24 protein-coding genes are annotated in these 23,302 nt (G+C 39.6%); 4 read left to right on the top strand and 20 right to left on the bottom strand.

Translation table 11 applies throughout. The features are described from left to right. Positions 1-273: 273 nt before the first annotated feature. The 15 genes from ACPC58_RS04670 to ruvB all read right to left on the bottom strand — a co-directional run bounded on the left by ACPC58_RS04670 (position 274) and on the right by ruvB (position 15,066). Positions 274-594, bottom strand: coding sequence for a DUF1292 domain-containing protein (locus ACPC58_RS04670; protein ID WP_024392832.1), 321 nt, complete (start codon positions 592-594; stop codon positions 274-276). A gap of 11 nt (positions 595-605) precedes the next feature. Beyond that, on the bottom strand, positions 606-1,025 hold the full coding sequence (gene ruvX, locus ACPC58_RS04675) for a Holliday junction resolvase RuvX (RefSeq protein ID WP_277837253.1): 420 nt from the start codon (positions 1,023-1,025) through the stop codon (positions 606-608). Next, a complete protein-coding gene (locus ACPC58_RS04680) occupies positions 1,025-1,291 on the bottom strand; it encodes an IreB family regulatory phosphoprotein (RefSeq protein WP_130554425.1) in 267 nt (88 codons plus the stop codon). The genes ruvX and ACPC58_RS04680 overlap by 1 nt, the downstream gene beginning before the upstream one ends. A 109-nt stretch (positions 1,292-1,400) precedes the next feature. Next, positions 1,401-1,799, bottom strand: a complete 399-nt coding sequence (gene spx / locus ACPC58_RS04685) for a transcriptional regulator Spx (RefSeq protein ID WP_217374497.1) — start codon at positions 1,797-1,799, stop codon at positions 1,401-1,403. A gap of 213 nt (positions 1,800-2,012) precedes the next feature. After that, positions 2,013-3,167: a recombinase RecA gene (recA, locus tag ACPC58_RS04690; RefSeq protein ID WP_172036461.1), complete on the bottom strand. Its 1,155-nt coding sequence runs from the start codon at positions 3,165-3,167 to the stop codon at positions 2,013-2,015. Positions 3,168-3,218: 51 nt separating this feature from the next. Further along, the gene (locus tag ACPC58_RS04695; protein WP_217374496.1) at positions 3,219-4,400 is read right to left on the bottom strand and encodes a competence/damage-inducible protein A; all 1,182 of its coding nucleotides are present in this window, start codon (positions 4,398-4,400) and stop codon (positions 3,219-3,221) included. A gap of 36 nt (positions 4,401-4,436) precedes the next feature. After that, a complete protein-coding gene (locus ACPC58_RS04700) occupies positions 4,437-5,006 on the bottom strand; it encodes a DNA-3-methyladenine glycosylase I (protein ID WP_217374495.1) in 570 nt (189 codons plus the stop codon). Positions 5,007-5,625: 619 nt separating this feature from the next. Continuing rightward, positions 5,626-6,216, bottom strand: a complete 591-nt coding sequence (ruvA, locus tag ACPC58_RS04705) for a Holliday junction branch migration protein RuvA (RefSeq protein ID WP_434065397.1) — start codon at positions 6,214-6,216, stop codon at positions 5,626-5,628. 245 nt (positions 6,217-6,461) lie between these two features. Further along, a complete protein-coding gene (gene mutL, locus ACPC58_RS04710) occupies positions 6,462-8,399 on the bottom strand; it encodes a DNA mismatch repair endonuclease MutL (protein WP_434065422.1) in 1,938 nt (645 codons plus the stop codon). Between the two features lie 117 nt (positions 8,400-8,516). Next, positions 8,517-10,037, bottom strand: a complete 1,521-nt coding sequence (locus tag ACPC58_RS04715; protein ID WP_434065398.1) for a quinol oxidase — start codon at positions 10,035-10,037, stop codon at positions 8,517-8,519. A 182-nt stretch (positions 10,038-10,219) separates the two neighbouring features. Then, positions 10,220-11,440, bottom strand: a complete 1,221-nt coding sequence (locus tag ACPC58_RS04720; protein WP_434065399.1) for a bifunctional folylpolyglutamate synthase/dihydrofolate synthase — start codon at positions 11,438-11,440, stop codon at positions 10,220-10,222. Positions 11,441-11,647: 207 nt separating this feature from the next. Beyond that, positions 11,648-12,550, bottom strand: a complete 903-nt coding sequence (locus tag ACPC58_RS04725) for a helix-turn-helix domain-containing protein (RefSeq protein WP_434065400.1) — start codon at positions 12,548-12,550, stop codon at positions 11,648-11,650. A 155-nt stretch (positions 12,551-12,705) separates the two neighbouring features. Then, a complete protein-coding gene (locus ACPC58_RS04730; RefSeq protein WP_434065401.1) occupies positions 12,706-13,320 on the bottom strand; it encodes an HAD-IA family hydrolase in 615 nt (204 codons plus the stop codon). Between the two features lies 1 nt (position 13,321). After that, positions 13,322-14,068 (bottom strand): GNAT family N-acetyltransferase, encoded by a 747-nt coding sequence (locus ACPC58_RS04735; protein WP_434065402.1) that lies wholly within the window; start codon positions 14,066-14,068, stop codon positions 13,322-13,324. Then, entirely contained in the window at positions 14,068-15,066 is a 999-nt protein-coding gene (gene ruvB, locus ACPC58_RS04740) for a Holliday junction branch migration DNA helicase RuvB (RefSeq protein ID WP_130555556.1), read from the bottom strand. Before ruvB ends, ACPC58_RS04735 begins: the two co-directional genes overlap by 1 nt. 127 nt (positions 15,067-15,193) lie before the next feature. On the opposite strand from ruvB, the gene ACPC58_RS04745 reads away from it, so the two are divergent. The 4 genes from ACPC58_RS04745 to ACPC58_RS04760 are packed head-to-tail and all read left to right on the top strand — an operon-like array spanning position 15,194 to position 18,144. Then, positions 15,194-15,853 carry an amino acid ABC transporter permease gene (locus tag ACPC58_RS04745; RefSeq protein WP_172036558.1) on the top strand — a complete coding sequence of 220 codons (660 nt, stop codon included), beginning with the start codon at positions 15,194-15,196 and terminating at the stop codon, positions 15,851-15,853. Further along, positions 15,834-16,511, top strand: coding sequence for an amino acid ABC transporter permease (locus ACPC58_RS04750; protein WP_130555555.1), 678 nt, complete (start codon positions 15,834-15,836; stop codon positions 16,509-16,511). Before ACPC58_RS04745 ends, ACPC58_RS04750 begins: the two co-directional genes overlap by 20 nt. 4 nt (positions 16,512-16,515) lie before the next feature. Further along, positions 16,516-17,262 (top strand): amino acid ABC transporter ATP-binding protein, encoded by a 747-nt coding sequence (locus ACPC58_RS04755; RefSeq protein WP_130555554.1) that lies wholly within the window; start codon positions 16,516-16,518, stop codon positions 17,260-17,262. 12 nt (positions 17,263-17,274) lie between these two features. Then, the gene (locus ACPC58_RS04760; protein WP_130555553.1) at positions 17,275-18,144 is read left to right on the top strand and encodes a cysteine ABC transporter substrate-binding protein; all 870 of its coding nucleotides are present in this window, start codon (positions 17,275-17,277) and stop codon (positions 18,142-18,144) included. 356 nt (positions 18,145-18,500) lie between these two features. Here ACPC58_RS04760 and ACPC58_RS04765 read toward each other — a convergent pair whose 3' ends face one another. The 5 genes from ACPC58_RS04765 to comA all read right to left on the bottom strand — a co-directional run bounded on the left by ACPC58_RS04765 (position 18,501) and on the right by comA (position 22,995). After that, positions 18,501-18,692 carry a hypothetical protein gene (locus ACPC58_RS04765; protein ID WP_024397557.1) on the bottom strand — a complete coding sequence of 64 codons (192 nt, stop codon included), beginning with the start codon at positions 18,690-18,692 and terminating at the stop codon, positions 18,501-18,503. A 16-nt stretch (positions 18,693-18,708) separates the two neighbouring features. Next, the gene (locus ACPC58_RS04770) at positions 18,709-18,909 is read right to left on the bottom strand and encodes a hypothetical protein (RefSeq protein ID WP_239604410.1); all 201 of its coding nucleotides are present in this window, start codon (positions 18,907-18,909) and stop codon (positions 18,709-18,711) included. After that, complete coding sequence (locus ACPC58_RS04775) at positions 18,910-19,089, bottom strand: hypothetical protein (protein WP_024392853.1); 180 nt, start codon at positions 19,087-19,089, stop codon at positions 18,910-18,912. A 388-nt stretch (positions 19,090-19,477) separates the two neighbouring features. Beyond that, a complete protein-coding gene (locus tag ACPC58_RS04780; RefSeq protein WP_217374486.1) occupies positions 19,478-20,830 on the bottom strand; it encodes a bacteriocin secretion accessory protein in 1,353 nt (450 codons plus the stop codon). Between the two features lie 11 nt (positions 20,831-20,841). Next, positions 20,842-22,995: a peptide cleavage/export ABC transporter ComA gene (gene comA / locus ACPC58_RS04785; protein WP_024403979.1), complete on the bottom strand. Its 2,154-nt coding sequence runs from the start codon at positions 22,993-22,995 to the stop codon at positions 20,842-20,844. Between the last annotated feature and the right edge of the window lie 307 nt (positions 22,996-23,302).

Consider the following 23,302-nt stretch of genomic DNA (forward strand, 5'->3'; position numbering starts at 1 on the left):
TTTTCATTATAGGTCATATGGGACTTTTTGTATATACTCAAAAAGGCTCCATAATTTCCATGGTGGATTTACCCACTACAGAAATTATAGAGCCAAAAAGATCCACTGGACTTTTGTTTTCGCTTTTCAAATTTGGGGCTCAAAGATAAAAAGGTCTACTGGACCTTTGTTTTCGCTTTTCAAATTGGGGCTCAAAGATAAAAAGGTCCACTGGACCTTTGTTTTCGCTTTTCAAATTTGGGGCTCAAAGATAAAAAGGTCCACTGGACCTTTTTATTCCTCTTCCATAAAGCTGTTGAAAACTTCTTCAATCATATCCCATTCTGCTGTTGCATCTTCTGGAATTGGTTGCAAGTCTCCTTCTGTGCCGTTCTCATTTTCAATGTATGAGTAGGCTTGGATTTCAACTTCTCCGTTCTCATCTTCTTCTGCACTAGCAGGAATCAGGAGGACGTAGTTCTTTCCAAATTCTTCCTGACCGTCAATTGTCAACAAGATTTCAAAAAGTGTTTCATTACCTTGATCGTCTACTAAAGTAATCAATTCAGGTTCGTCGTGATTATGGTCATGTTCATGATCGTGATGGTGTGCCATAGGTGTCTCCTTTAAAATGTTCTATCTAAATAATTTTGCAAAATCAGCTGAGCTGCTAATTTGTCAATAACTTTTTTACGTTTTCCTCGACTAATGTCTGCTTGTTCAATTAGCATTCGCTCTGCTGCAACAGTTGTCAACCGTTCGTCCTGATATTCTACTGGAAGTTTGTATCGCTCAGTTAATAAATCACCGTAAGCTTGACTAGCTTCTACTCGAGGGCCACTTGTATTGTTCATATTCTTTGGTAAGCCAACAACAAACTGATCAACCTTGTATTGTTCAACAAGCTCTGTCAAACGTTCCAAGCCAAATTCACCCTTGTCTTCATCAATCGAAATGATTTCCAAACCTTGAGCTGTAAAACCTAATGGATCTGAAATAGCGACCCCTACAGTTTTAGAACCAACATCTAATCCCATTATTCTCATTAAAGGTCTATCCCATTCCCTTTCAGGTAATAGCGTACCAATTCTTCAATGATTTCATCACGTTCATGCTTACGAATCTGGTTACGCGCGTCATTATAACGCGGAATATAAGCAGGGTCCCCGCTCAATACATAACCGATGATTTGGTTAATTGGATTATAGCCCTTCTCTTCCAAAGAACGATAAACACTAATCAATGTTTTGTTGATTTCCTGCTTATCGGTATCATCGAGACGGAAACGGACAGTTTCTTCCGTGAATCCCATACTTACACCTTCTTTCATTTTATGGTCTAGTCATTATACCATATTTAGACATTTTTCTCAAATAAATAAACGAAGAGAACCCTTTATTTTAGAGCTCTCTCAACACAATTTATAAAGCTGCTCTCATGCGGGCCTGTGCATTCTCAACATTTCTTACAGAGCGAGGTAAAAATGCACGAATATCATCTTCCTTATAGCCAACTTGAAGTCTTTTCTCATCAATTAATATTGGACTTTTTAAAATGCGAGGATTAGAGGTAATCAAATCGATTACTTCGTTCACACTTAACTCCTCGATATCAAAGTCTAAACTTTTTGCATAACGATTTTTCGATGAAACAATGCTTGCAATCCCATTTTCAGTCTTTGTTAAGATGTTAAGAATTTCTTCTTTTGTAATTGGCTCTTTTCCCAAATTGTGTTCATTATAGGATAGTTGATGTGCATTCAACCAATTCTTTGCTTTTTTACAAGAGGTACAACTAGATACTGTATAAATTTTTATCATGTAGTCACTCCTTTGCTTCATTTTATTAAACACATTATATTACATTATACCATATAAATACTCAGTCTGTAGACCTATTTTTTAGAAAAACTCAAAATTTATTGGCGAAAATTCGGAAATCCCAACTAAAATTCCTCAAAATATACGTTTCTTTCGTGGATATTCTCCAAAAAAAGAAAAAAGGGAGAAATCTTTCCCTCCCATTTCAACATCTTAATCTTCTAACTCAATCCCACCATCTAGATCAAGTACAACATCTTGTATATCTTCAACAGCAATCGTCTTTTCTTCTGCTTCCACTACTTCTTGTTCTTCATCCGCTTCAATCAAACCATAGTGAATACGAATCTTACGGTCGATTTCATCAAAGATTGCTGGATTGTCTGCCAAGAATTTCTTAGCATTTTCAGAGCCTTGTCCGATTTTTTCTCCATTATAAGAATACCAGGCACCTGCTTTTTGAATAATACCAAGGTTGCTACCGATCTCGATTAATTCACCTGTGCGAGAAATTCCCTCTCCATACATGATTTCAACGATAGCTTCCTTAAACGGAGGAGCCACCTTATTCTTCACAATCTTGACCTTGGTTTCCTTACCAACGTTTTGATCTTTTTGATCACCAGTACCTTTGATCTGCGTATTTCCGCGGACATCCATACGAACAGATGCATAGAACTTAAGGGCACGTCCACCAGGTGTTGTTTCAGGGTTACCAAACATCACCCCAACTTTTTCACGTAACTGGTTGATAAAGATAGCAATTGTCTTGGTCTTGTTGATAGAAGCTGACAACTTACGCATAGCCTGACTCATCATGCGTGCTTGCAAACCTACGTGACTATCACCAATATCACCATCAATTTCTGCACGAGGTACAAGGGCTGCTACAGAGTCAACGACAACTAAGTCAACCGCGCCAGAGTCAATCAACTTACCTGCAATCTCAAGACCTTGTTCACCTGAGTCTGGTTGCGACAAAAGTAATTCATCAATATTTACCCCTAGGGCTGCTGCATAGGCTGGATCCAAAGCATGTTCTGCATCAATAAAGGCTGCAATTCCACCTTCTTTCTGCGCTTGAGCCACAGCATGAAGAGCAACTGTTGTCTTACCGGAACTTTCTGGACCATAAATTTCAATGATACGCCCTTTGGGATAACCACCTGCCCCAAGCGCAATATCAATAGACAGACTTCCTGAGCTCATAACTTGAACCTTTTGCTCTGCACGTTCACCGAGACGCATGACAGCTCCCTTACCAAAATCTTTTTCAATAGATTTCAGTGCATCATCCAGCGCTTTTTTACGTTCATCTCCAAATTTTTTTGTAATATCTTCTAGTTTTTTTCCTGGTTTCTTAGCCAATGATTTTCTCCTCTTTTCTTAGTCAAACTATTATAGCAAATATCTGCTATTTCACAAAGTGTTTCGTACAAAATCTAACGCCTGTAAACAAGCAAGTTGACGAAGGTATTGCCATGAATAACCTCCTAAATCTACCTCTTTTTTAGAAATACCCGAGGTACTGGCCAAGGCTAGATATACTTTAGCAAGTACGTTGTCTACTGTTGATTCTGGTTTGACTGCCACCGACACAACTAGCCCTAAATCAGCTTGTAGTTCCTCCCGAATGCGACTTGCTTCTTCTGATAGCCCGCCCGATTCTGTCCCTAGCTGACCGATGATTTTTCCTCCACTATAATACGGCTGACCAGCCAAAGCCAGACTCAATTCTGCTTGTAATAAACCACCTGTTCCATTCTCTAGGATGCCCAAAGATTGTTTCTTTTCCTCTAAAAGAGTCGCTACGGTTTTAACCAAACTATTGTCATCCCCATATGCATAGAAAAAAACTCTCAAATGGTCACGTTGCAATATCTCTTCTTCCAACTGATTCAAACGAACGTTCGCTTCTTCCTGGCTATCTGCCTTTGTAGATAAACGAAGCGTCACCTCTCCAACTTTTGCATAAGGCGCAATAGTCGGGTCTGTCTGCTTGTCAATCAAATCCGCTAAAACAGTCACCAACTGGCTTTCACCTATTCCAAAAAAGCGTAGGACACGCGAGTAAAGTTGTTGCTGAGATTGAGTCAAAAAAGGTAACAGACTCTCAGAAAACATGGCCTTGAGTTCACTTGGTGGGCCAGGCAAAACAATATAGGTCACACCATCTTGCTCAATCATACCACCTACAGCTAAACCAGCTGGGTTCTGTAGCGCCTGACTTCCCTCCACAATCTGTGCTTGACGCTCATTATTAGGTGTGCGAACACGACCTGGTCGACTGGCAAAAAAACGGTCTAATTTTGCCATCGCTAGTTCGTCAACAACCAACTCTTTTTGCAAAAATGTCGCTAAAGTTTGCTTGGTCAAGTCGTCTTCAGTAGGACCTAAACCACCACATAAAATGACCAGATCACTTCGTTTACTTGCAATTTCAAGTACAGACAATAGTCGCTGTTCATTATCACCTACAGCAGTGTGGAAGTATACATCGATACCTAGCTCTGCACATTTTTCTGACAAGAATTGAGCATTCGTATTCACAATTTGACCTGTCAATATTTCTGTTCCAACAGCAATTAATTCTGCTTTCATGTTCCTCCCCTAACTAAGATACGATTGCTCGCTCATCTAATTAATTCGTAATTTCTTTCCAATTTCACAGGTTTCTTCATGGTCATTTAGAAGACCTGCAGCCTGCAAATAGGAGTAAATACAGACTGGCCCTACAAACTTGAAACCTCGTTTCTTCAAATCTTTTGAAATCCGCTCAGACAAGTCGTTCTTGGTCGGCAATTCTCGGAAGGACTTGACAGGGTTGTCAATTGTTGCACCGTTCACCCATTCCCAAAGGTACGTATCGAACGTACCGAATTCCTCCTGTACTCGAAGAAAAGCCTGGGCATTGGCGCGGGTAGCGTACAACTTTGCCTTGTGACGGATGATATGTGGATTATCCAAAAGTGCATCCAAATCTTCATCGGTCATTATTGCAACCTTTTGAATATTATAGTTGAAAAATGCGGAGCGAAAAGCCTGCCGTTTGTTGAGAACAATTTCCCAGGAAAGTCCAGCTTGGTAGGATTCCAAGCAAAGCAACTCAAACAAAGACTGCTCATCGTGAAGTGGCTTGCCCCATTCTTCATCATGGTAAGCAATATAAAGTGGATTATTTAGATTAACCCAAGTACAACGGGACATAGAAACTCCTTTTCACATACGGTTTACTTAATATAGTCGAATGAATTAGCTTTCAGACAAGGAACTGAGGCGCAGGCTGTACTAGAGTACGGCAAGGCGAAAGTGACGATGTATCAAAGCTAATTAAAATGACTATACTTTTAGCTACTTAATTCAGCAACCATCGTACTGGTACGGTAATTGAACACAACTACGATACTTTGCAAAAAGATAAAGACTTCCTAGATGCCAAAGCATCTGCGTCCGCTTTCCTATTTTCTCTTTGTCCTTTACGTCCTTTGTATCTGGACACGACATGAGCCGCAAAAATCGATATTATTTTTGTGGCGAATTAGTAAGGTACCTAGGCAAGTCGCAAATAGCGATTGCCGTAGTATGATGAGTTACTTTAGTAACCATCATACTGGTACGTTAGTTGAACACGGCTACGATACTTTGCAAAATTGTCAAACTGAATCCTAAATATCACCGAATAACGCAGTTGACATCTGGTAAAAGGCTTCGTCAAAACTCGCCTTTTACCTAGTTGTCATTGCGGAGGTCTCACAACGAAATTTCTAACAAAATTTCTGTTCGGCCGTCTATTTTGCTTTGTATCGCTTAACGCCTTAGTATCCTATTACTTCATCAGCATTTTAAGGGCTGACTTGATGTAGTTTTCTGCGGTGTCGTTGGTGCCTTCAAAGAATTTCTTGATTTTCTTGAGTTCGGCTGGTCGGTAACCGAGAGCTTCCATGGCTTCCATGGCTTCTTCGAGGGCGATATTTTCACTGGATGGTGCTACTTGTTGAACAGGACCCGCTTCTTCGTTCATGACAAACTTGCCTTCCAAGTCCAAAATCATCTGTTGGGCTGTTTTCTTGCCAATCTTTGGAAACTTGGTCAGGTAGGTAATATTTTTCTGCTCAATGGCACGAACAAGCCCATCATTATCATCAACAGCAATAATAGCCAGAGCCGTTGTAGGACCAATACCTGATACTGAAATCAGACTCAGAAAGACGGATTTTTCATTCTCTGTAGCAAATCCGTAGAGTAAATGAGCATCTTCACGAATCACCTGATGAGTATAGACCGTCACTTTTTGCTGCACTTGTCCTGAATAGGCGTAGGGATTAGCAACCTGCAAGATATAGCCTACTCCATGCGTTTCCACCACAATATATTTTGCAGTTATTTTCGTTAAAATTCCTTTGATATAGTCGTACATATGATTCCTTTACTAATGTGTCAACTTTTTGTTAATATTTATACTCAATAAAAATCGAAAACGATTAGCTCCAAAGGTTTGGGAAACCTTTGGAGCTTGGAGATTGAACGAACGAAGTTCGTTTCTCCAAGAGCAGATAGGCCCTTACTACTTTCGCGTTTTAAGATAGCAGGCTGTAAAGCTCACAGGAGCTTTACACTCATCAAATCAAGTCAATAAGGTCTGATGTTAATATTCGAAGAGTGTTAATACTTGCCCAATTCTCGCAAACTCGTGTGATTTTCCTGAATGCGACGGAACATTTTTTCCATATCCGATTTGCTAAAATGCACTAAAACTGGACGACCGTGCGGGCAGTTATAGGGGTTTTGGCAGTAAGACAATTGTCTCAATAAATCACGCGCCGAATAATCATCCAAAGCATGGTTGGCCTTGATTGACCGTTTACAAGACATCATGATAGCCAGTTCTGCCCGATACTGCATGATTGACACCTGATCCGTCAAGAGCAACATGTCACACATCTCATAGATGCCAGACTCAATCTCCTCTTCCTTCATCCAAATAGGATGTTCACGCAGAATAAATTGATTAGCTCCATATTCTTCTAAGTTGACACCAACTTGACGAAGAGCATCCATTTTGTGGACAAGGTTAAGGGCATCATTCTGCGGAAATTCAAAAATATACGGCACCAATAACTGTTGAGCTGAATTGTCAACCTGTCCAATTTTCTCACGATAGTATTCGTATTTGACCCGTTCTTGTGCAGCATGCTGGTCAATGATATAAAGTCCTGTCTTACCTTGCGCAAATAAATACGTCCCATGCATTTGACCAAAATATTCTAACTCTGGAAATGTCGAGGTTTCCTCCTGGTCTAATTTATGTGCCAGTTTTGCCAATTCTTTTGCACTTAGATTAGGATGCTCCTGATCTTCTGATTCCACCGACTGACGTTCTGCAAATTGAACAGATGTAGGTCTATTTTCGACAGGCGACTCAACAATCTCTTGCCTATCCTCTTCGAGAGGTTTGACATCCTCAGCGACCACGTCTGGTTTTAAGAAGAAGTCTTGCTTAATCGTATCATAATAGATTTTTGCTTCTTTGAGTGGTAAGGTGCCTTGCTCTGCTTTTACTTTTGGTCGAGTACTTGACTGAGCTAAATTCTCAAGAGCATCTGGTATCAAGTCCTGCTCTTTAAGCGCTTGACTAATCGCCTCTCGAATCAAGGTCATGAGTTCTTTTTCCTTGGAGATACGAACTTCCTGCTTGGTCGGATGCACATTGACATCAGCAAGATAAGGGTCAATTTCTATAGAAATGACTGCCAGCGGAAAGCGTCCAACCATCAACTTACTGCCATAACCTTCCAAAATCGCTCGATTAAGCAAAAAATTCTTGATATAGCGACCATTGATGAAAATGGAAATGTAGTTGCGGTTGGCACGAGTCAACTCTGGCAAAGAAACATAACCTGAAATCTGAAAATCCAGATCTTCTGCCTCAATTTCAACCATTTTTTTGGCAGAAGCAATCCCGTAGATCCCTGAAATTGCCTGACGAAGTTTCCCTGTCCCTGCAGTTCTAATTAATTCTCGTCCTTCGTTTACTAAGGCAAAAGCTATTTCCGGATGAGCTAGACTCAATCGATTTACAACATCAACAATATGTGATAATTCAGCCTGTTGACTGCGAACGTATTTGAGACGAGCAGGGGTATTGTAAAATAATTCTGAAACTGTAATCTGTGTGCCAACCGGACGACTAACTGGCTCCTCTTTCTCGATGACACCACCTTTGGCCTCTAATCGTAGACCATGCGAATGATTTGCAGTTGCAGTCTCAATAACCATCTGACTGACAGAAGCAATGGAAGGAAGAGCTTCTCCACGAAAACCGAGGGTGCGAATACGAAACAAATCCGATTGACTTTTTATCTTACTGGTGGCGTGACGGCGGAGGGCAAGCGCTACTTCATCAGGGGCAATTCCCTCACCGTTATCCGTGATTTGAATCATTTTAAGGCCAGCCTCTTCAACACTAATTTCAATCTGACTAGCCCCTGCGTCAATAGAGTTTTCCACCAACTCCTTAACCACACTGGCTGGTCGCTCAATGACCTCACCAGCCGCAATCTGGTTGGCTAGTATTTCTGGTAGTTCAATAATATGTGACATCATTTCTCCTACATTCTTTTGATAATTTTTCCTGAGTACTTATTTTTCCATTATATCACATATCCACTTTCCCTCCTTTTCCCAGATAAGCTAAAGAAAAAATGACTGCCTGAGCAATCATTCATTCTTTTGATAAATAATAAAATGGTCTGTTGTTTGAATAGCTTTATATTGAGATTCGAGAATTGTTTTCACCTTGTCTAACATGGAAATATACTTATTTACAACCACGTATTTTGCTTCACTCTTATTTAAGTCGTATATCAAACTATTCACATTTTCATCTGTATTTAGAAATGGCTCTGCTGTCGTTATCGTCGCTGCCGATAAGCGCTGGCTTGAAATGTAAACACCTGCACTATTATCCCAAGCATAAACTTTGTCTGAGTTTTCTGTTTGGCTACTGATGTATTGGGCAACTTCTTGACGATCGGCTCTTAAACCTCCTTGAACTAAGTAAATATAGGCAGGTTGTACAAGAATTCCTAATCCAATAAATACAGGTAGAAAGAAATGACGACGCGCATAACTACTGTTAGTATCCTCATGTTCCTCCTGATTATGTATTACCGCCATCACAAATCCATATGGCAAAAGTAAGACCAATTGACTCCACTGAAAATGTGCACTTCCAACGATGAAAATTAATTGGATAGTGAATACTAGTAACATTAAGACCTTAATGTAAGTATATTTTTCTTGTCTAAATGAAAATAAGGTATGGATAGCATTTTTTACAAATCCAGACAGTAGGAGGAAAAGAATGACAATTGTCAAATCCATAAGTACTGTCGCATGTTGAAAATCTAAACGAAGATTATATAAAAAGGTCTGCTGAATTGCTGTTCCTAAAACCTGTGCTTCAAATGCATAATACCCGACTGAGTACAAAATAAGCAGAAATCCAAAAACAGCTGCTAATAATTGGTAAAATCCGCGAGCCACCTGATGGTGCTGAACATTGTAGACAACTAAAACTATACCTGCTACTACCCAAAGAATTAAGCTTTTCGGATAGATAAGAAAAACGAGGGCGGCATCTATGCCATAAAGAATAAATTCTTCGTCAGTCACTGCGTTCTCAAAGTAACGAACTAAGAACCAGATACTGGTTAAAATGAAAGGGAGGGCAAACATCTCAGCATACAATCCTCCGAAGCCAAGAGCAAAGATGAATATATAAAACCAATGGCTTGCACTAAGGGCAACTTTTTCGGACCGGCTAAAATAAGCAATAATCTTATAAAAATAGACTCCTGCTATCAGCAATGCGATGAATTGGAGAACGCCAAAAATGATAAAATTTCCACCCACATTCCCTAATAAGGCCAATAAGTAAAATAATAAACCACTTGTTCCAAAAAAATCACCGTATGGAATTTGGCCCTTCATCATGGCCATTCCTGCATATAAATTCTGAGTCTGTATGTTGGTCGCAAACGATGTTAGCAACGGGTTTGCTACGCTACAAAAACTTAAGACAATACTCCAGACAAGCGCTGGCCAAACCTTTGTTTTTAATATTGTCTTACCAAATTCTTTGTTTAGCTTAACTGACTGCTTACGTGATGCTCTACGGCTACGTCGATAGGTTGCTTCGTGATCAACGACCTCAGAAACTATTTCTAATTCTGTCATTTTTTTCTCCTCAGATTTGCTTTTCTCATTATATCAAAAAGCCCTCCCAATGTCATTTCTTATCGGGAGTTCTAAACATTTTTCACTCCATGCTAATCCGCAAAAAATAAGGCTCTTTGGCGTTTTTTGTTCCTTTGAGAAGCTATTTCTATAATGTTCAACCGTTCTGTTTGAAAAGTTGCTTATTTTATAAACTTCCGACGAACTTCCGATATAAAGTAAAGGGAACCTGTGATAATCAAAATCCCTTGCCCATCAGATTGCCACTTCTCAATAAATTGTTGATAATCCGCAACAAAGTCTCGATCTTGTTGATTCTTCTCGGACAAGGCACCGTCATAAGCAAAGCTAGTCAAAATAAGGGGAACATGAGGTAGTCTTTTCTCTAACAACCCCAACATTTCTTGAAAGTCCTTACGCCGAAGGGCTGAAAAGAGAATAGTAACAGGTTCTTCTTGTTCTTGAATAAATTCAACCAGACGTTCGATAGCTGGGACATTGTGGGCTCCATCCAAATAGATTTTTGGCTCTTGAGCAACCAATTCCAAACGACCAGGCCAGCTGGTTTGGGCAAGGGCTTTTTGAATCAACTGAGGTTGAATGTCTTTTTGGATATTGGTCATATAGAGTAGAAAAGTTTGTAGGGCTACGGCCGCATTCTCTTCTTGATGATGGCCAGCCAGACCCAAAACCAATTCTGACAGGTCGATGTCCGGATTGCTGAACTGTCCTGTTTTATAGGTGAATTCCTGACCAAATTGGTAGACAGGTGCTTGATTGTCAAGGGCAATTTGGCGACAGATAGCTGTGGTTTCTGGAGAAAGTGGTCCTAGGACGACAGGCACGTTTTCCTTGATAATCCCTGCTTTCTGCTCTGCTATTTCCCTTAAAGTCGAGCCTAGTAAATCCTGATGGTCCATGCCGATGGAGATGATAACGCTTAGGGCTGGTGCCACGACATTGGTCGTATCCAAAAGCCCTCCGATGCCCACCTCTACTAGTGCCACATCGGGTTGTTGAGCTTCGAAATAGAGGAACATAATGAGCACCATGACCTCAAAATAGCGAAAAGGCTCATATCGAGCGGCGATTTCCTGCTCCAAGTTGTAGACTTTCTGTAAATAGTGATGAAAATCATGGTCTGAAATGGGCTCGCTGTCAATACAAATCCTGTCGTGCACACTCACCATGTGGGGGGATACAAAACTTCCAACACGCATACCATGTGCCTGAAATAGATGGCGCATAAAGGCAATGGTTGATCCCTTGCCATTGGTTCCAGCAACATGAATGACCGGAACTGCAAACTGGGGATTCCCTAGCAGTTCTAGGGCATACTCAATCTTTTCCATCTTGTAATGAAACACCTGACCCTGTTTGGTGTTTAACCAATTTTCTAACATAGCCACCTCCTACATACTGTCTAGTATAACAAAAAAGCTAACTACGTAGTTAGCTTTTTATGACATATTTTACAATCCCCACCAGCCAAGCCAACCAGTACCAAATACACAGATTGATTTTAAAACTGTAATCACTAGCTATCTCCTTTAAACTTTTTTTATTATAGTTTAATGGAAGCTAGTTAAAGTTAACAGGACATTTTTGTCCTAAAGTTGTGAATCCTCTTCCCAGTCTTCTTTAATTTTGTGAACTAGATAATCATTTCCAATTAGCTTCGCAAAAAGGGTAGCTTCTTCAAAGTAACTCTGTGCGGCATCTCGGTTCTTATTAACGTGGAGCTCGTATTTCCACTTCAATAAGTTTAAAATAGGTTTCTTTTGAAAATCTTGAGTTAAAACCATTATTTTATCTAAAGCATCAAAAAGAGACGGGATTTTCTCATAGTCTTCTCGATCCCCTAAAATCCCTATTGAGATTAATATAACATCCCTTAGAATAAATAACTCTTTTGAATCCATTACCTCCTGTTGATTAGGCAGGTGGGTAACAAGTGAGGAAAAATAGTGATAGATTGTTGCGTCAGTGTCCCTATTTCTAATATGCTCAAGGTATAGTCGAATGATTAACAAGTCATTTATCGAATACTTTTCTTTACGATGAACTTGTTCAAAATAATCGTCCAAAATCTCTTTGCCAAATTGATTAGACCGTGTTTCAAATACATCAATTGTCGACTGAAAAGCATCAATAGCTATTTTTTCTTCTTCTGGGAGCTCATCGTAATATTCATCATAAATGATTGTCAACATTTGATTGCGTTGTTCTACCAAAAATTGGTCTCCATAGGTAGGAGTTCGTAATACCTCATATTTTAGACGCGAATAGCGTTCCGGAAGTTGGACATAATCCGGCATAAGCTCATATAAACCCATATTCAACCTGCTTGCTATAAAACCTATCTTTGAAAAAGTTGGTTTGCATTGTCCCGCTTCTATACGACTCAATTGACGAACAGATAATTCTAGTTCATCTTCACAGAATTCTTCACGCGTAATTGCTAATTTCTCCCGTAAATATCTCACACGCTGCCCAAATTCCTTATCGTTCACAGATTCTTCTCCTAAATTTATTTTTGTATATTATAACAATTTTATTAATAATTTCACAATATATTTTCTGACTTCTACAGCCTGATACCGTTAACAATATGAACAGAACGAACGATGTGCACATAAAAATAGAGGCTGAGATATACACTCCGCCTCTAACTAAAATTTAGCTCCACAATCTCCTGTAAATTGGTGATCTTTTTGTTCTCTTTTATCCCGTCAATCTGCAAGTTGATACTGTGTATTCCCGCATGAATAGCTGTCTCCACATCAAGCCGACGGTCACCAATATAGTAAGTATATTCCTTTTCCAGACCGTACTTGTCTATGAGAAATAGCAGAGCTTCTGGACTTGGTTTGCGGGCAAAGCCAGAATCGCTTGTCAAGATTTCTGTGAAATAGTGTCGGACGCCCAAATCTTCCAACACCTGAAAGGCATTGTCACTCTTATGGGTATAGACAAAATTTTGTATTCCTTGCTCCACAGTCCAATCTAAAATATCACGTGCACCAGTCATCAAAGGAATTTGCGTATTTTTCTCCTTCAAGGAAGTCGCTCGTACACGGTTGAGCTCATCACTATTCAGACCATACTTATCTGCATCACGCACCAGCAAGTCTTTAACAGAATAACGGAGAATATATTTTCTCACCTCTTTACGGTCAAAAGGAAGACCAAACTGCTCATAAGTTTCTTGAATTCCAGCCAATATCGCCTCATAGGAATCCAACAGTGTTCCGTCCAAATCCCAAATAAATGTCGGTATCATCTTATCTCCATTCATATGCTCGATAGGGCTTGTCCAATTGGTAACCCAACTGTTCAGCTAGTTTCAAGGATGTCAAGGTGTGGGCATCCCAGCTTGGATAGAGTCCGCGGTCTAAACAAGCTAAAATTAACTGAGCCGCACAGGCTTTTGCCAAACCCAGACCTCGATAGTCTTCCCTAGTATCCACTTCTATCTCAATCCCAGCTGAATAGCTGGCATAGGATGAAGCCCCTGAGACCACCTGTCCCTTATGCAAGATGACATATCCCAGACCCAAGTCCAAAAATTGTTCCACATCTATATAATTTCCCACCAAATCCCGTGACCATTCCTCTACCAGACAAGCCTCGTACAGATTACGGTCAATCCGTTTCATATCAAATCTTTCAGGCAAGTCATCAACCAGTTTCTGTAAATGCCCAAGGTCAAACTCAGTGTCCTTTTTCGTAGCATAGCGGGTAAAGGACCGAATCCCGTCTCCGTAGGTCCCTTCTATCAAGTCAGACCAGTTTTGGTTTTGAGGGACTAGAATCATATCCTTACCTTCGCAGATTTTTAGCAAGTCTCGATGTGGCTGGCCAGCTAAAAAACCAAAGAAGCTCTGCCGTCCATAAAGAGCTAGAGCTGACTGGGGCGACTGACTATCATCAACATAAACTTGCCCCATTGTGCCTTCTAAACAGGACCAAATGATGGTTTCTGGCCAATTTCCAAATAAGCTAGCTATATGGTTCATCTGCTCTGCCATTATTTTTCCCTATAAGGATAGCCCAAATGCTCGTAGGCTTTGGCGGTCGCGACCCGCCCCGTCCGGGTCCGCATGAGGAAACCTTTCTGAATTAGGTAGGGTTCGTACATATCCTCCACTGTTTCGCGCTCTTCAGCGATATTGACCGAAAGGGTATTGAGACCGACGGGACCACCGCCATACATCTCAATCATGGTACGGAGAATCTTTTGATCCACATAGTCCAACCCTTCACGGTCCACATCTAACATCGTTAAGGCTTTATCAGTGATCGTTTCGTCAATCAACCCATCTCCCATTATCTGGGCAAAATCCCGTACCCGCTTCAGGAGGCGATTAGCAATACGAGGGGTCCCACGTGATCGACGAGCCAATTCAATTGCTGCCTCATGAGTAATCTCCATCTCAAAGATATCCGCTGTGCGCTCAACTATCTCAGTCAAATCAGCCAACTCATAATACTCCATGTGACTAGAAATACCAAAACGAGCCCGCAGTGGATTGGATAGCATCCCTGCACGTGTGGTAGCACCAATCAAAGTAAAAGGTGGTAAGTCCAAGTGTACAGAGCGATTAGCTTCTCCAGATCCAATCATAATATCAATGTAAAAATCCTCCATGGCACTGTAGAGAATTTCCTCAACAGCCATCGGCATACGATGAATTTCGTCGATAAAGAGAACATCTCCCGGTTCCAAATCATTGAGTAATGCAACCAAATCGCCAGCTTTCTCAATAACAGGTCCGCTGGTCTGCTTGATATTAACTCCCAACTCATTGGCAATAACAAAAGCCATGGTGGTCTTACCCAACCCTGGAGGTCCAAAAAGAAGAGTGTGGTCTAAGGCTTCATCGCGTAATTTGGCAGCTTCAATAAAAATTTTCAGCTGATCCTTGACCTTGTCCTGTCCAATATATTCATTTAATTTTTGCGGACGTAAGGTACGCTCAACGTATTCCTCGTCCTGCATCGGTTCCATATCTAAAATTCTTGTCATACCTCTATTATAACATAGCAAATTGACTGATAGGAAAAACTTATAGCCCTCTTTAAAAAAACGAATTTTTCAAGAAGTAGTATCTGTGTTACTATAAATTAAACACTTCACAAAGGAGGTGAATCTTCTGGATTGGACCTTTATTCGAGAATCTATCCCACTCTATCAAGAGGCATTCATTCTAACGATCAGACTCGCATTCATCGGGATTATAGGCGCTTTGGGCTTGGGTTTGATTATTAGTATCATCCGTTATTACCGTATTCCAGTTTTTCAACAAATTTCTACAGCTTATGTTGAATTGTCACGAAATACCCCCTTGGTCATTCAACTTTTCTTCCTCTACTATGGTTTACCGCGATTAGGAATTGTACTTGATGCAGAAGTTTGTGCAATTGCTGGTTTAATTTTTCTTGGTGGTTCTTACATGGCAGAATCTTTCCGCAGTGGCTTTGAAGCTATCAAGAAAAGTCAGATAGAAATCGGAGCTAGTTTGGGGCTAACAAAATGGCAAATTTTCCTATATATTTTGCTACCTCAATCACTAGCTATCGCCTTGCCTTCATTTAGTGCTAATATTATCTTTCTAATAAAAGAAACTTCCGTCTTCTCCATTATTGCCTTGGCCGACCTCATGTACGTCGCTCAAGATTTGATCGGACTACAATACGAAACTGACGAAGCCCTCTTTCTCCTAGTGAGTTCCTATTTAATCATCTTGCTACCGCTTTCGCTCTTCTTCTATTATCTTGAAAGGAGGATTCGCCATGCAGGATATGGGCATTAAAGTCTTACTAGAGGGGAATAATTTGCAACGACTATTAGTCGGACTGAGTGTCACACTCTGGATTTCCTTTCTCTCCATTGGCATTTCAAGCATTGCAGGGCTATTAGTAGGAATCATCATGACATCAAAAAATAGACTGATAGTATGGATATTCAGAATTTACTTAGAAACCATTCGAATTGTTCCACAGCTGGTTCTACTCTTTCTTTTCTACTTTGGATTAGCACGGGGATTCAATATCAATATTTCAGGTGAATTGGCCGCGATTATAGTATTCTCACTTTGGGGGACAGCTGAAATGGGAGATTTAGTTCGAGGAGCCATCACTTCTCTACCTAAACACCAATTCGATAGCGGATTAGCATTGGGGTTAAGCAAACGAAGTCTCTATCGCTATGTCATCATTCCTCAAGTTCTACGCAGACTACTCCCACAGGCAATTAACTTGGTCACCCGCATGATTAAGACCAGCTCCTTGGTTATCCTCATTGGCGTGGTTGAGGTAAATAAAATTGGGCAACAGATTATTGATTTTTACAGGACTAGCTCTCCAAGTGTGTCCTTATGGATTTACGGAGTGATTTTCTGTATTTACTTTATGATTTGTTTCCCAATATCTGCATTTTCTCGCTATCTTGAATCGATTTGGAAGGAGTGAAGTCGTGAGTCAACCTGTCTTAGAATTACAAAATATTACTAAAAATTTTGGTCAGCAAACCATTCTCAACCATCTTTCCTTATCCGTTAAGGAAGGGGAAGTCGTCGTCATCTTAGGCCCCTCTGGTTGTGGGAAGAGTACACTACTACGCTGTATTAACAAGCTGGAAAGCATTCAAGAGGGCGATATTTTACTAGATGGCCAATCTATTCTGTCTGGAACACTTTCTCTACAGGATATTCGGCAAAAAATCGGTATGGTTTTTCAAGATTATGAATTATTCCCACACATGGATGTCTTGCAAAATCTGACCCTTGCTCCTGTCAAAGCCTTAAAACGAAAAAAAGAAGAGGTCCAAGCAGAAGCCGAGACCTTGCTAAAACGGGTAGGACTTGAGCATAAAAAACATAGCTATGCCAGAGAATTATCTGGCGGGCAAAAGCAACGGGTAGCTATCATTCGTTCCCTGCTGATGCATCCTGAAATTTTATTATTTGATGAAGTCACTGCTTCCCTTGACCCAGAAATGGTTCGGGAAGTCTTGGTTCTCATCAATGATTTGGCAAAAGAAGGACGGACCATGCTGATTGTGACGCATGAAATGGAATTCGCACGCGCCATTGCTGACCGCATCATTTTCATGGACAAAGGAGAAATTATCGAAGAAAATACCGTTCAGAATTTCTTCCAACATCCACAAACGCAACGGGCTCAAGCCTTTCTAACAACTTTTGACTTTAAACATTTTTAAAAGGAGAATTTTATGAAAATCTTTAAACCTATTTTTGCTATTTTTAGTGTCTTAGCTGCAGTTATTTTAGTTGCCTGCAGTAACGCAAACAGTTCTTCAACTAGTTCCAGCAGTTCCACAAGCGGGGCAACCGCACGTACCCTTGAAGAAATCAAAGAAAGTGGAACAGTCAAAATCGGTGTTTTCAGTGACAAGAAACCATTTGGCTATGTGGATGCAAATGGTGAATACCAAGGATATGACGTCTATCTAGGCAACCGTTTGGCAAAAGAATTGGGCGTCGAGGTAGAATACGTCCCTGTCGAAGCCGCGAACCGTGTGGAGTATCTCACTTCTGCCAAGGTTGACATCATCCTAGCCAATTTTACAGTAACAGATGAGCGAAAAGAACAAGTAGACTTCGCCCTTCCTTACATGAAAGTATCCCTCGGTATCGTGTCTCCTAGCTCTGCTGTCATCACTGATCCAGAACAACTCAATGGTAAAACTCTCATCGTCAGCAAAGGTACCACAGCTGAACTTTATTTCGAAGAGAATTATCCAGAAGTCAAACTTCAAAAATACAACCAATACAGCGAAGCCTATGCTGCCCTCTTAGACGGACGTGGCGATGCCATGAGTACAGACAATACCGAAGTTCTCGCATGGGCCTTGGAAAACAAAGGTTTCGAAGTTGGTGTAAAAGCGCTAGGAGATGTAGACACTATCGCTCCTGCCGTCCAAAAAGGAAATACCGAATTACTTGATTTCATCAACCAAACAATTGAAAAACTTGGTGAGGAAGAATTCTTCCATAAAGCCTACCAAGAAACTCTTCAACCAGTATATGGTGATGCTGCTCAAGCTGATGATCTTGTTGTAGAAGGTGGAGTTATTAAATAATTTTTTACACAAAAAGGCGCAAATGCGCCCTTTTTAGTTTATCCAATCCTCTTATCTCCTTCCTTCATTATGCTTTTAAAGGACAAAAACAGCTGACAGGAGACCGTCAGCTATCTCGGAGATTATATGAAAAAGATATGCCAGCCGTTTGAGCTTTAGCTCTTACGGATGACGATACTGAAAGTGATGAGCTATTTCTAGCTTGGATTTAGTATAACTCGCCAAGCTTAAGGGAAACTAAATTGAATAGTTGAGCTTATTTTTTTTACGCTCCTGTCTTATATCCTTTTTCAAGTTTTTTATTTTAAGATACAGTCTGCTACTCTTCACTTTTCCATTTTTGAATCAATACACGATTAATAAAATGCATTATACCAATTGCGACCAAAGCTTTTTCCTGCATTATAAATACTACCAAAAGCTCGAGTTGCATAATCTACTAACTTATCAACATCAACTTTAAAATTATAACTACCGCCACTTACATAGTGTAAATCAGTATCACTTAGACACAGGAACTGATTCTCCAGTTTTCCAAAATTATTCATTGCTTATTTTCCTTTCCTACCTAAACATTGCATTGTAAACATAGCGACCAAAGTCTTTCCCAGCAGAATAAACTGGTCCTAACACCAGTGTTGCTAGGCAATATACAAGAATAACGCCTGCAATAAAAGTAACTATTTTTACAACAGGAGATTGTTGATCATAAAGCTGATTCAGCTTTTGAAACCCTAAGTCAATCGACTGCAGCATATTCCCCATCTAGTAGCCTCTTCGTTTCGCTTTCGCTTCAAAAGCACCATCTAATGCTCCAAAAATATAGGTTCCAGCAATTGCAACACCACTTGCTATTGCAACTCCTAAAAAGATGCTACCTCCTGAAGAATCTTGTAGTTGCTCATCCATTACCAATGGATACTTCATTTCTAATTCACCAAACATCTATTTTTTCCTCCTTATTATTTGTAATATATCTGTGTTGGTTTTCAATCAGATTACAATCTGCTCTCTGAACTATCTTACTCGACAACTGGAGGCCCGTTAATTGATATTGAATTGATGAATTGTGTTTTCAAGCAAATATTTGGTATGTTACGCCCTTGCACATTACATACATACCTCAGTATATCCTTCCCCTCCTTTCCATTCATTGTGACATGTGAAGGATAGCTCCCTCACTTTAATTATTCGTAAACAAACCACAATTTTTCCTTAATATCATTTATTACTACTCAATGAGAATGCAATTCACTAACTTCAAAGCGCGGAATCTTTCACGACTAGTATAAAAAAGGGCATGTCTATCAATCTGATAGATATGCCCCTTCTTCTATTCCTTACCTAAAAATTCATCTATGAAATATTGAAAATACGTCTTCTTACCTGTAATCACGACAAATTGGCCTTCCATTCCATACCTCAATTGTTCAGCCATTTCTGTTGATATTCTGGTTTCTGCTTCAACTTTGAAAAAATTACCAGCTTCCGTTTGAATGGCAGTACTTGCAATTTCTGATATGTTGGACTGCAGTGCTAGTCGCTTAACCCCCCTCCCTTGTATTGAAAACTGGATATTATCCTTTAATGAGATGCTTGCAATATCTTTCGAAGGAATATATGCTGTAATCTTCATTTTCTTAGCTTCCATTAGAACTGGATAAACATATGCAATAATTGTTCCTTCTGGAATCATCATTGAGCCCTCAACTTCTGTATTTAAATGAACGACCCCTGCCTGATCAGCAATAATTTTTGTCTTATCCATTGCTTGTTTTTGAACCGTAAGTGTCGCTTCTAGGTCTCTTAATTGAGAAGACAACAAGGTCATTTCCTGACCAACCTTGGTTAAATATTGAGCTTCCAACGATGCCGACTGACTATCCAAGCTATTCGTATACGATTGTTGCACTCCTGCACTGGCATATTGCAATTTATAACTGGCTAGTTGAGTCTCTACTTGACTAATTTGATTATCGATTTGAGCGATGAATGATTCTTGACTGGCAACTGCATCCTCTGATTGTGCTACCTGATACTGTGCATAGATTGAATAGCCAACATTCTCCTCATCAATGACACCATCAGACTGAATGGCCCATTTCAATTCTCTATAGTCTGCTAAGGCTTTCTCCGTTTGATGCATTACTTTATCCAATTCCAATTGTGATTGTTTTGCGGCTTGATTTTGAGATGCAATCGTTGCATTTTGTTGGTCAATCGTACTTGCCAATGTTTCTAATTGATTGCAATAATCCTTAAACATTTGAGAATAACCATATTGATCTTCTTTCTCAAATTGATTACTTCCCGATTCTAAACTTTTCTTCAAGACATTGAGTTGAGAAATCTGATTTTTCAAAACAGCTATGTTTTCTTTGATCTTGTCTTCTTGGATTTGCTCATTCTCTGATTGATATTCTACCAATAAATCTCCAACTGAAATCTCTTGATTTTCGAATAAATGATTCCTCAGAATCTGATGATTACTGATTGAGTGAATCTGTGCTAATCGTTGTACAGGTTCTACGGTTGCTCTCGTTGAAATCGTCATTTCTTTTTTAGCAACGATTGAAAAAAGAATGAGAAACAAAAACAATATACAACTAGGAATAATCACTCTACTGGCTGCATTATGATAACGTCTGTTGTAAAATTCTGCACTTTCTAACAGATGATGGTCCATATCTCACTTTCCTAACTATTTACTAAATATTCATAGAAGCCTTGCTTGTCTAACAATTCCTTATGACTCCCTTGTTCTACAATTCTTCCCTTATCTAGCACAACAATATGTTCAGTACGCTCTGCAATGGTTAACCGATGTGCAATAAAAATTAGAGTTTTGTCCAATGACAATAGGTTGTCCACAATACGCTTCTCTGTCAAAATATCCAGACTACTGGTTGCCTCATCCAAAATCATAATAGGGGCATCCGTAAGAAGGGCACGCGCCAAGGCAATTCGCTGCCGTTGTCCACCGGAGATTCCAGCTCCATCAGAAGTCAATTCCGTTTGGTAATTCAGTGGCATTTTTTCAATATCTTCTCTAATACATGCCATTTCAACAGCCCACAAGATATCTTCTTGACTTGTTCCCTCTTTTGCACCTAGCAATAGATTTTCGAGAATTGTCCCATTAAAAACATAGGGTTGCTGTGGAAGATAATTAATATGCTGACGAAGTGTTTGCTTATCGATTTGATTAATGTTGACATTATTTAATCGAATCTCACCCTTGTAAGGGTCATAAAAATCCACCATCATTTTAGCCAACGTCGTCTTCCCAGAACCAGAAACTCCAACAAAGGAGACCTTTTCCCCTCGTTTAATTTTCAAATTAATATCTGTCAAAACATCCCTACCATAGCCATATTTATAATGCACTTTGTTGCATTCAATATCCCCCGAAAGTAACGAAAGGTCCGTCACGGATTTCTTTTCAGCAAATTCCGATTCAACCAAATAGACCTCGTTCAAGCGGGTATTGGCAACTTGAGCTGTCTGTAGTTTTGTTTGTAAATTGATTATATTTTCCAATGGATTCGTGAAATAGACCAATAAAGTATTGAAGGTGATTAGCTGCCCCAAAGTCATTTTCTGATCCATAACAAGACAGGCTCCTAACCAAAGAATTGCTACATTTAATACGAGTTGGGCCAAGCGCTTTAACACTTTTTGCTGCCCTTCGGCCTTGTTGTATGCAAATGATTTTTGTAAATAATCTACAAATTCTCTATCAATTTTCTGATAACGTTGTTTCTCACTTGTCAATGATTTTATGGTTTCAATACCATTAATATCTTCAATAATAGACGAAGAAAGAATTGCATTACTTTCCATCACTTCTTGATTCATCTTTTCAAATGGTTTCATAAACGCAAAAATGATTAAAGTATAGATTGGCAATGCCAACAAGGAAATAAAGAAAAGATAGACATTCTGACTAAACAGCACTACCGAAACAACCACAACAATAGATACATCCAAAAATATTGATAGAATGGTACTAGCTAAAGCATCAATAATAGAATTGGCATCTGTAAATCGTGAAACAATTTCCCCAGTTCGCCGAGTAGCAAAAAATGACATTGGTAGATGAAAAACATGTCTAATATAAGACAAAATCACATCAATAGAGAGTCGTTGTCCAAGAATGATTAATAAATACTCTTGGGCATAAGATAACAATTGTTGCAGGGCATAAACAACCACCAAACCGACTGAAATGACACCTAATGTTGTTTTCATCTGATTTGGGACATAAGTGTCAATAATGGATTGTAAATAATAGGAGCCCACAATGTTGATGAAAGTAACCAAGAGCGTTGCGAGAACAATATTTGTAATCAATCCCTTTTGTTTAGTCAACAATGGAATGAAAGAAAGTAACCCATGACTCTTCTCTTTATGTGGTTGATATTCCGGTTTGGGAGCCATGAATAGCGAAACTCCTGTCCACTCCTTTTCAAATTGTTCATGGGATAACTTTGTTAATTTCACTGATGGATCCGGGTCTGCAATATAGATATATTTCTTATCTGCCCCAATGACAACATAATAATGTAGTAACGTGCCATCTTTTACCACATGAGCAATGAAAGGATAGACCGCTTCCCTCATCGAAAACAAAGACATATCTGCCTTAATCGCACGCGTCTCAAACCCTAGCTCTTCAGCAACCTTTACTAAACCAAATGCTGTCGTGCCTTCCATAGTTGTCTTTGCCATTTCTCGCAAACTTGCTAAAGAATGATGAGAACGATAATATTCCAAGATCATAGCAAGCGCTGCTACACCACAGTCTCGTGTATCTACTTGTGCTCTATAATGACGTTTTCCAAATTTCATACCTATTCCCTTTTTCACCACAATTTTTGAGAAGAGCCTCCTCAATTAATTTATTCGTAAAAAAGAAAGTGGAAAATGAAACAAACACTACTAGTTTTATTTGCTGAACTAGGATTAAGCCCAACAGAAGCAATGAACAAGATGAGGATATACTAGTCTTTTGTAGTATCTTAGCCACTGACACATTTCCACCCTGGATTAATAACTTTGGGTGACCGATAACGTTATTGTCAACTAGTCAACTCATTTCTAATGTATAATTTTATAAATAAAAATGAGAGGGAGCTGAGCAAAAGGTCCAAAATAA

This window comes from Streptococcus sp. VTCC 12905 (assembly GCF_049893385.1).
Classification (GTDB): Bacteria; Bacillota; Bacilli; order Lactobacillales; family Streptococcaceae; genus Streptococcus; species Streptococcus suis_AA.

What these genes read in the sequence shown, in the direction of transcription:
- ACPC58_RS04765 (WP_024397557.1), bottom strand. Translation starts at nt 18,692, where the DNA reads ATGAATAATTTTGGAAAACTGGAGAATCAGTTCCTGTGTCTAAGTGAT.
- mutL (WP_434065422.1), bottom strand. Translation starts at nt 8,399, where the DNA reads ATGTCACATATTATTGAACTACCAGAAATACTAGCCAACCAGATTGCG.
- spx (WP_217374497.1), bottom strand. Translation starts at nt 1,799, where the DNA reads ATGATAAAAATTTATACAGTATCTAGTTGTACCTCTTGTAAAAAAGCA.
- ACPC58_RS04670 (WP_024392832.1), bottom strand. Translation starts at nt 594, where the DNA reads ATGGCACACCATCACGATCATGAACATGACCATAATCACGACGAACCT.
- comA (WP_024403979.1), bottom strand. Translation starts at nt 22,995, where the DNA reads ATGAAATTTGGAAAACGTCATTATAGAGCACAAGTAGATACACGAGAC.
- ACPC58_RS04720 (WP_434065399.1), bottom strand. Translation starts at nt 11,440, where the DNA reads ATGTTAGAAAATTGGTTAAACACCAAACAGGGTCAGGTGTTTCATTAC.
- ACPC58_RS04780 (WP_217374486.1), bottom strand. Translation starts at nt 20,830, where the DNA reads ATGGACCATCATCTGTTAGAAAGTGCAGAATTTTACAACAGACGTTAT.
- ACPC58_RS04760 (WP_130555553.1), top strand. Translation starts at nt 17,275, where the DNA reads ATGAAAATCTTTAAACCTATTTTTGCTATTTTTAGTGTCTTAGCTGCA.
- ruvA (WP_434065397.1), bottom strand. Translation starts at nt 6,216, where the DNA reads ATGTACGACTATATCAAAGGAATTTTAACGAAAATAACTGCAAAATAT.
- ruvX (WP_277837253.1), bottom strand. Translation starts at nt 1,025, where the DNA reads ATGAGAATAATGGGATTAGATGTTGGTTCTAAAACTGTAGGGGTCGCT.
- ACPC58_RS04715 (WP_434065398.1), bottom strand. Translation starts at nt 10,037, where the DNA reads ATGACAGAATTAGAAATAGTTTCTGAGGTCGTTGATCACGAAGCAACC.
- ACPC58_RS04770 (WP_239604410.1), bottom strand. Translation starts at nt 18,909, where the DNA reads ATGGGGAATATGCTGCAGTCGATTGACTTAGGGTTTCAAAAGCTGAAT.
- ACPC58_RS04730 (WP_434065401.1), bottom strand. Translation starts at nt 13,320, where the DNA reads ATGATACCGACATTTATTTGGGATTTGGACGGAACACTGTTGGATTCC.
- ACPC58_RS04695 (WP_217374496.1), bottom strand. Translation starts at nt 4,400, where the DNA reads ATGAAAGCAGAATTAATTGCTGTTGGAACAGAAATATTGACAGGTCAA.
- ACPC58_RS04735 (WP_434065402.1), bottom strand. Translation starts at nt 14,068, where the DNA reads ATGGCAGAGCAGATGAACCATATAGCTAGCTTATTTGGAAATTGGCCA.
- ACPC58_RS04750 (WP_130555555.1), top strand. Translation starts at nt 15,834, where the DNA reads ATGCAGGATATGGGCATTAAAGTCTTACTAGAGGGGAATAATTTGCAA.
- ruvB (WP_130555556.1), bottom strand. Translation starts at nt 15,066, where the DNA reads ATGACAAGAATTTTAGATATGGAACCGATGCAGGACGAGGAATACGTT.
- ACPC58_RS04775 (WP_024392853.1), bottom strand. Translation starts at nt 19,089, where the DNA reads ATGTTTGGTGAATTAGAAATGAAGTATCCATTGGTAATGGATGAGCAA.
- ACPC58_RS04700 (WP_217374495.1), bottom strand. Translation starts at nt 5,006, where the DNA reads ATGTCCCGTTGTACTTGGGTTAATCTAAATAATCCACTTTATATTGCT.
- ACPC58_RS04680 (WP_130554425.1), bottom strand. Translation starts at nt 1,291, where the DNA reads ATGGGATTCACGGAAGAAACTGTCCGTTTCCGTCTCGATGATACCGAT.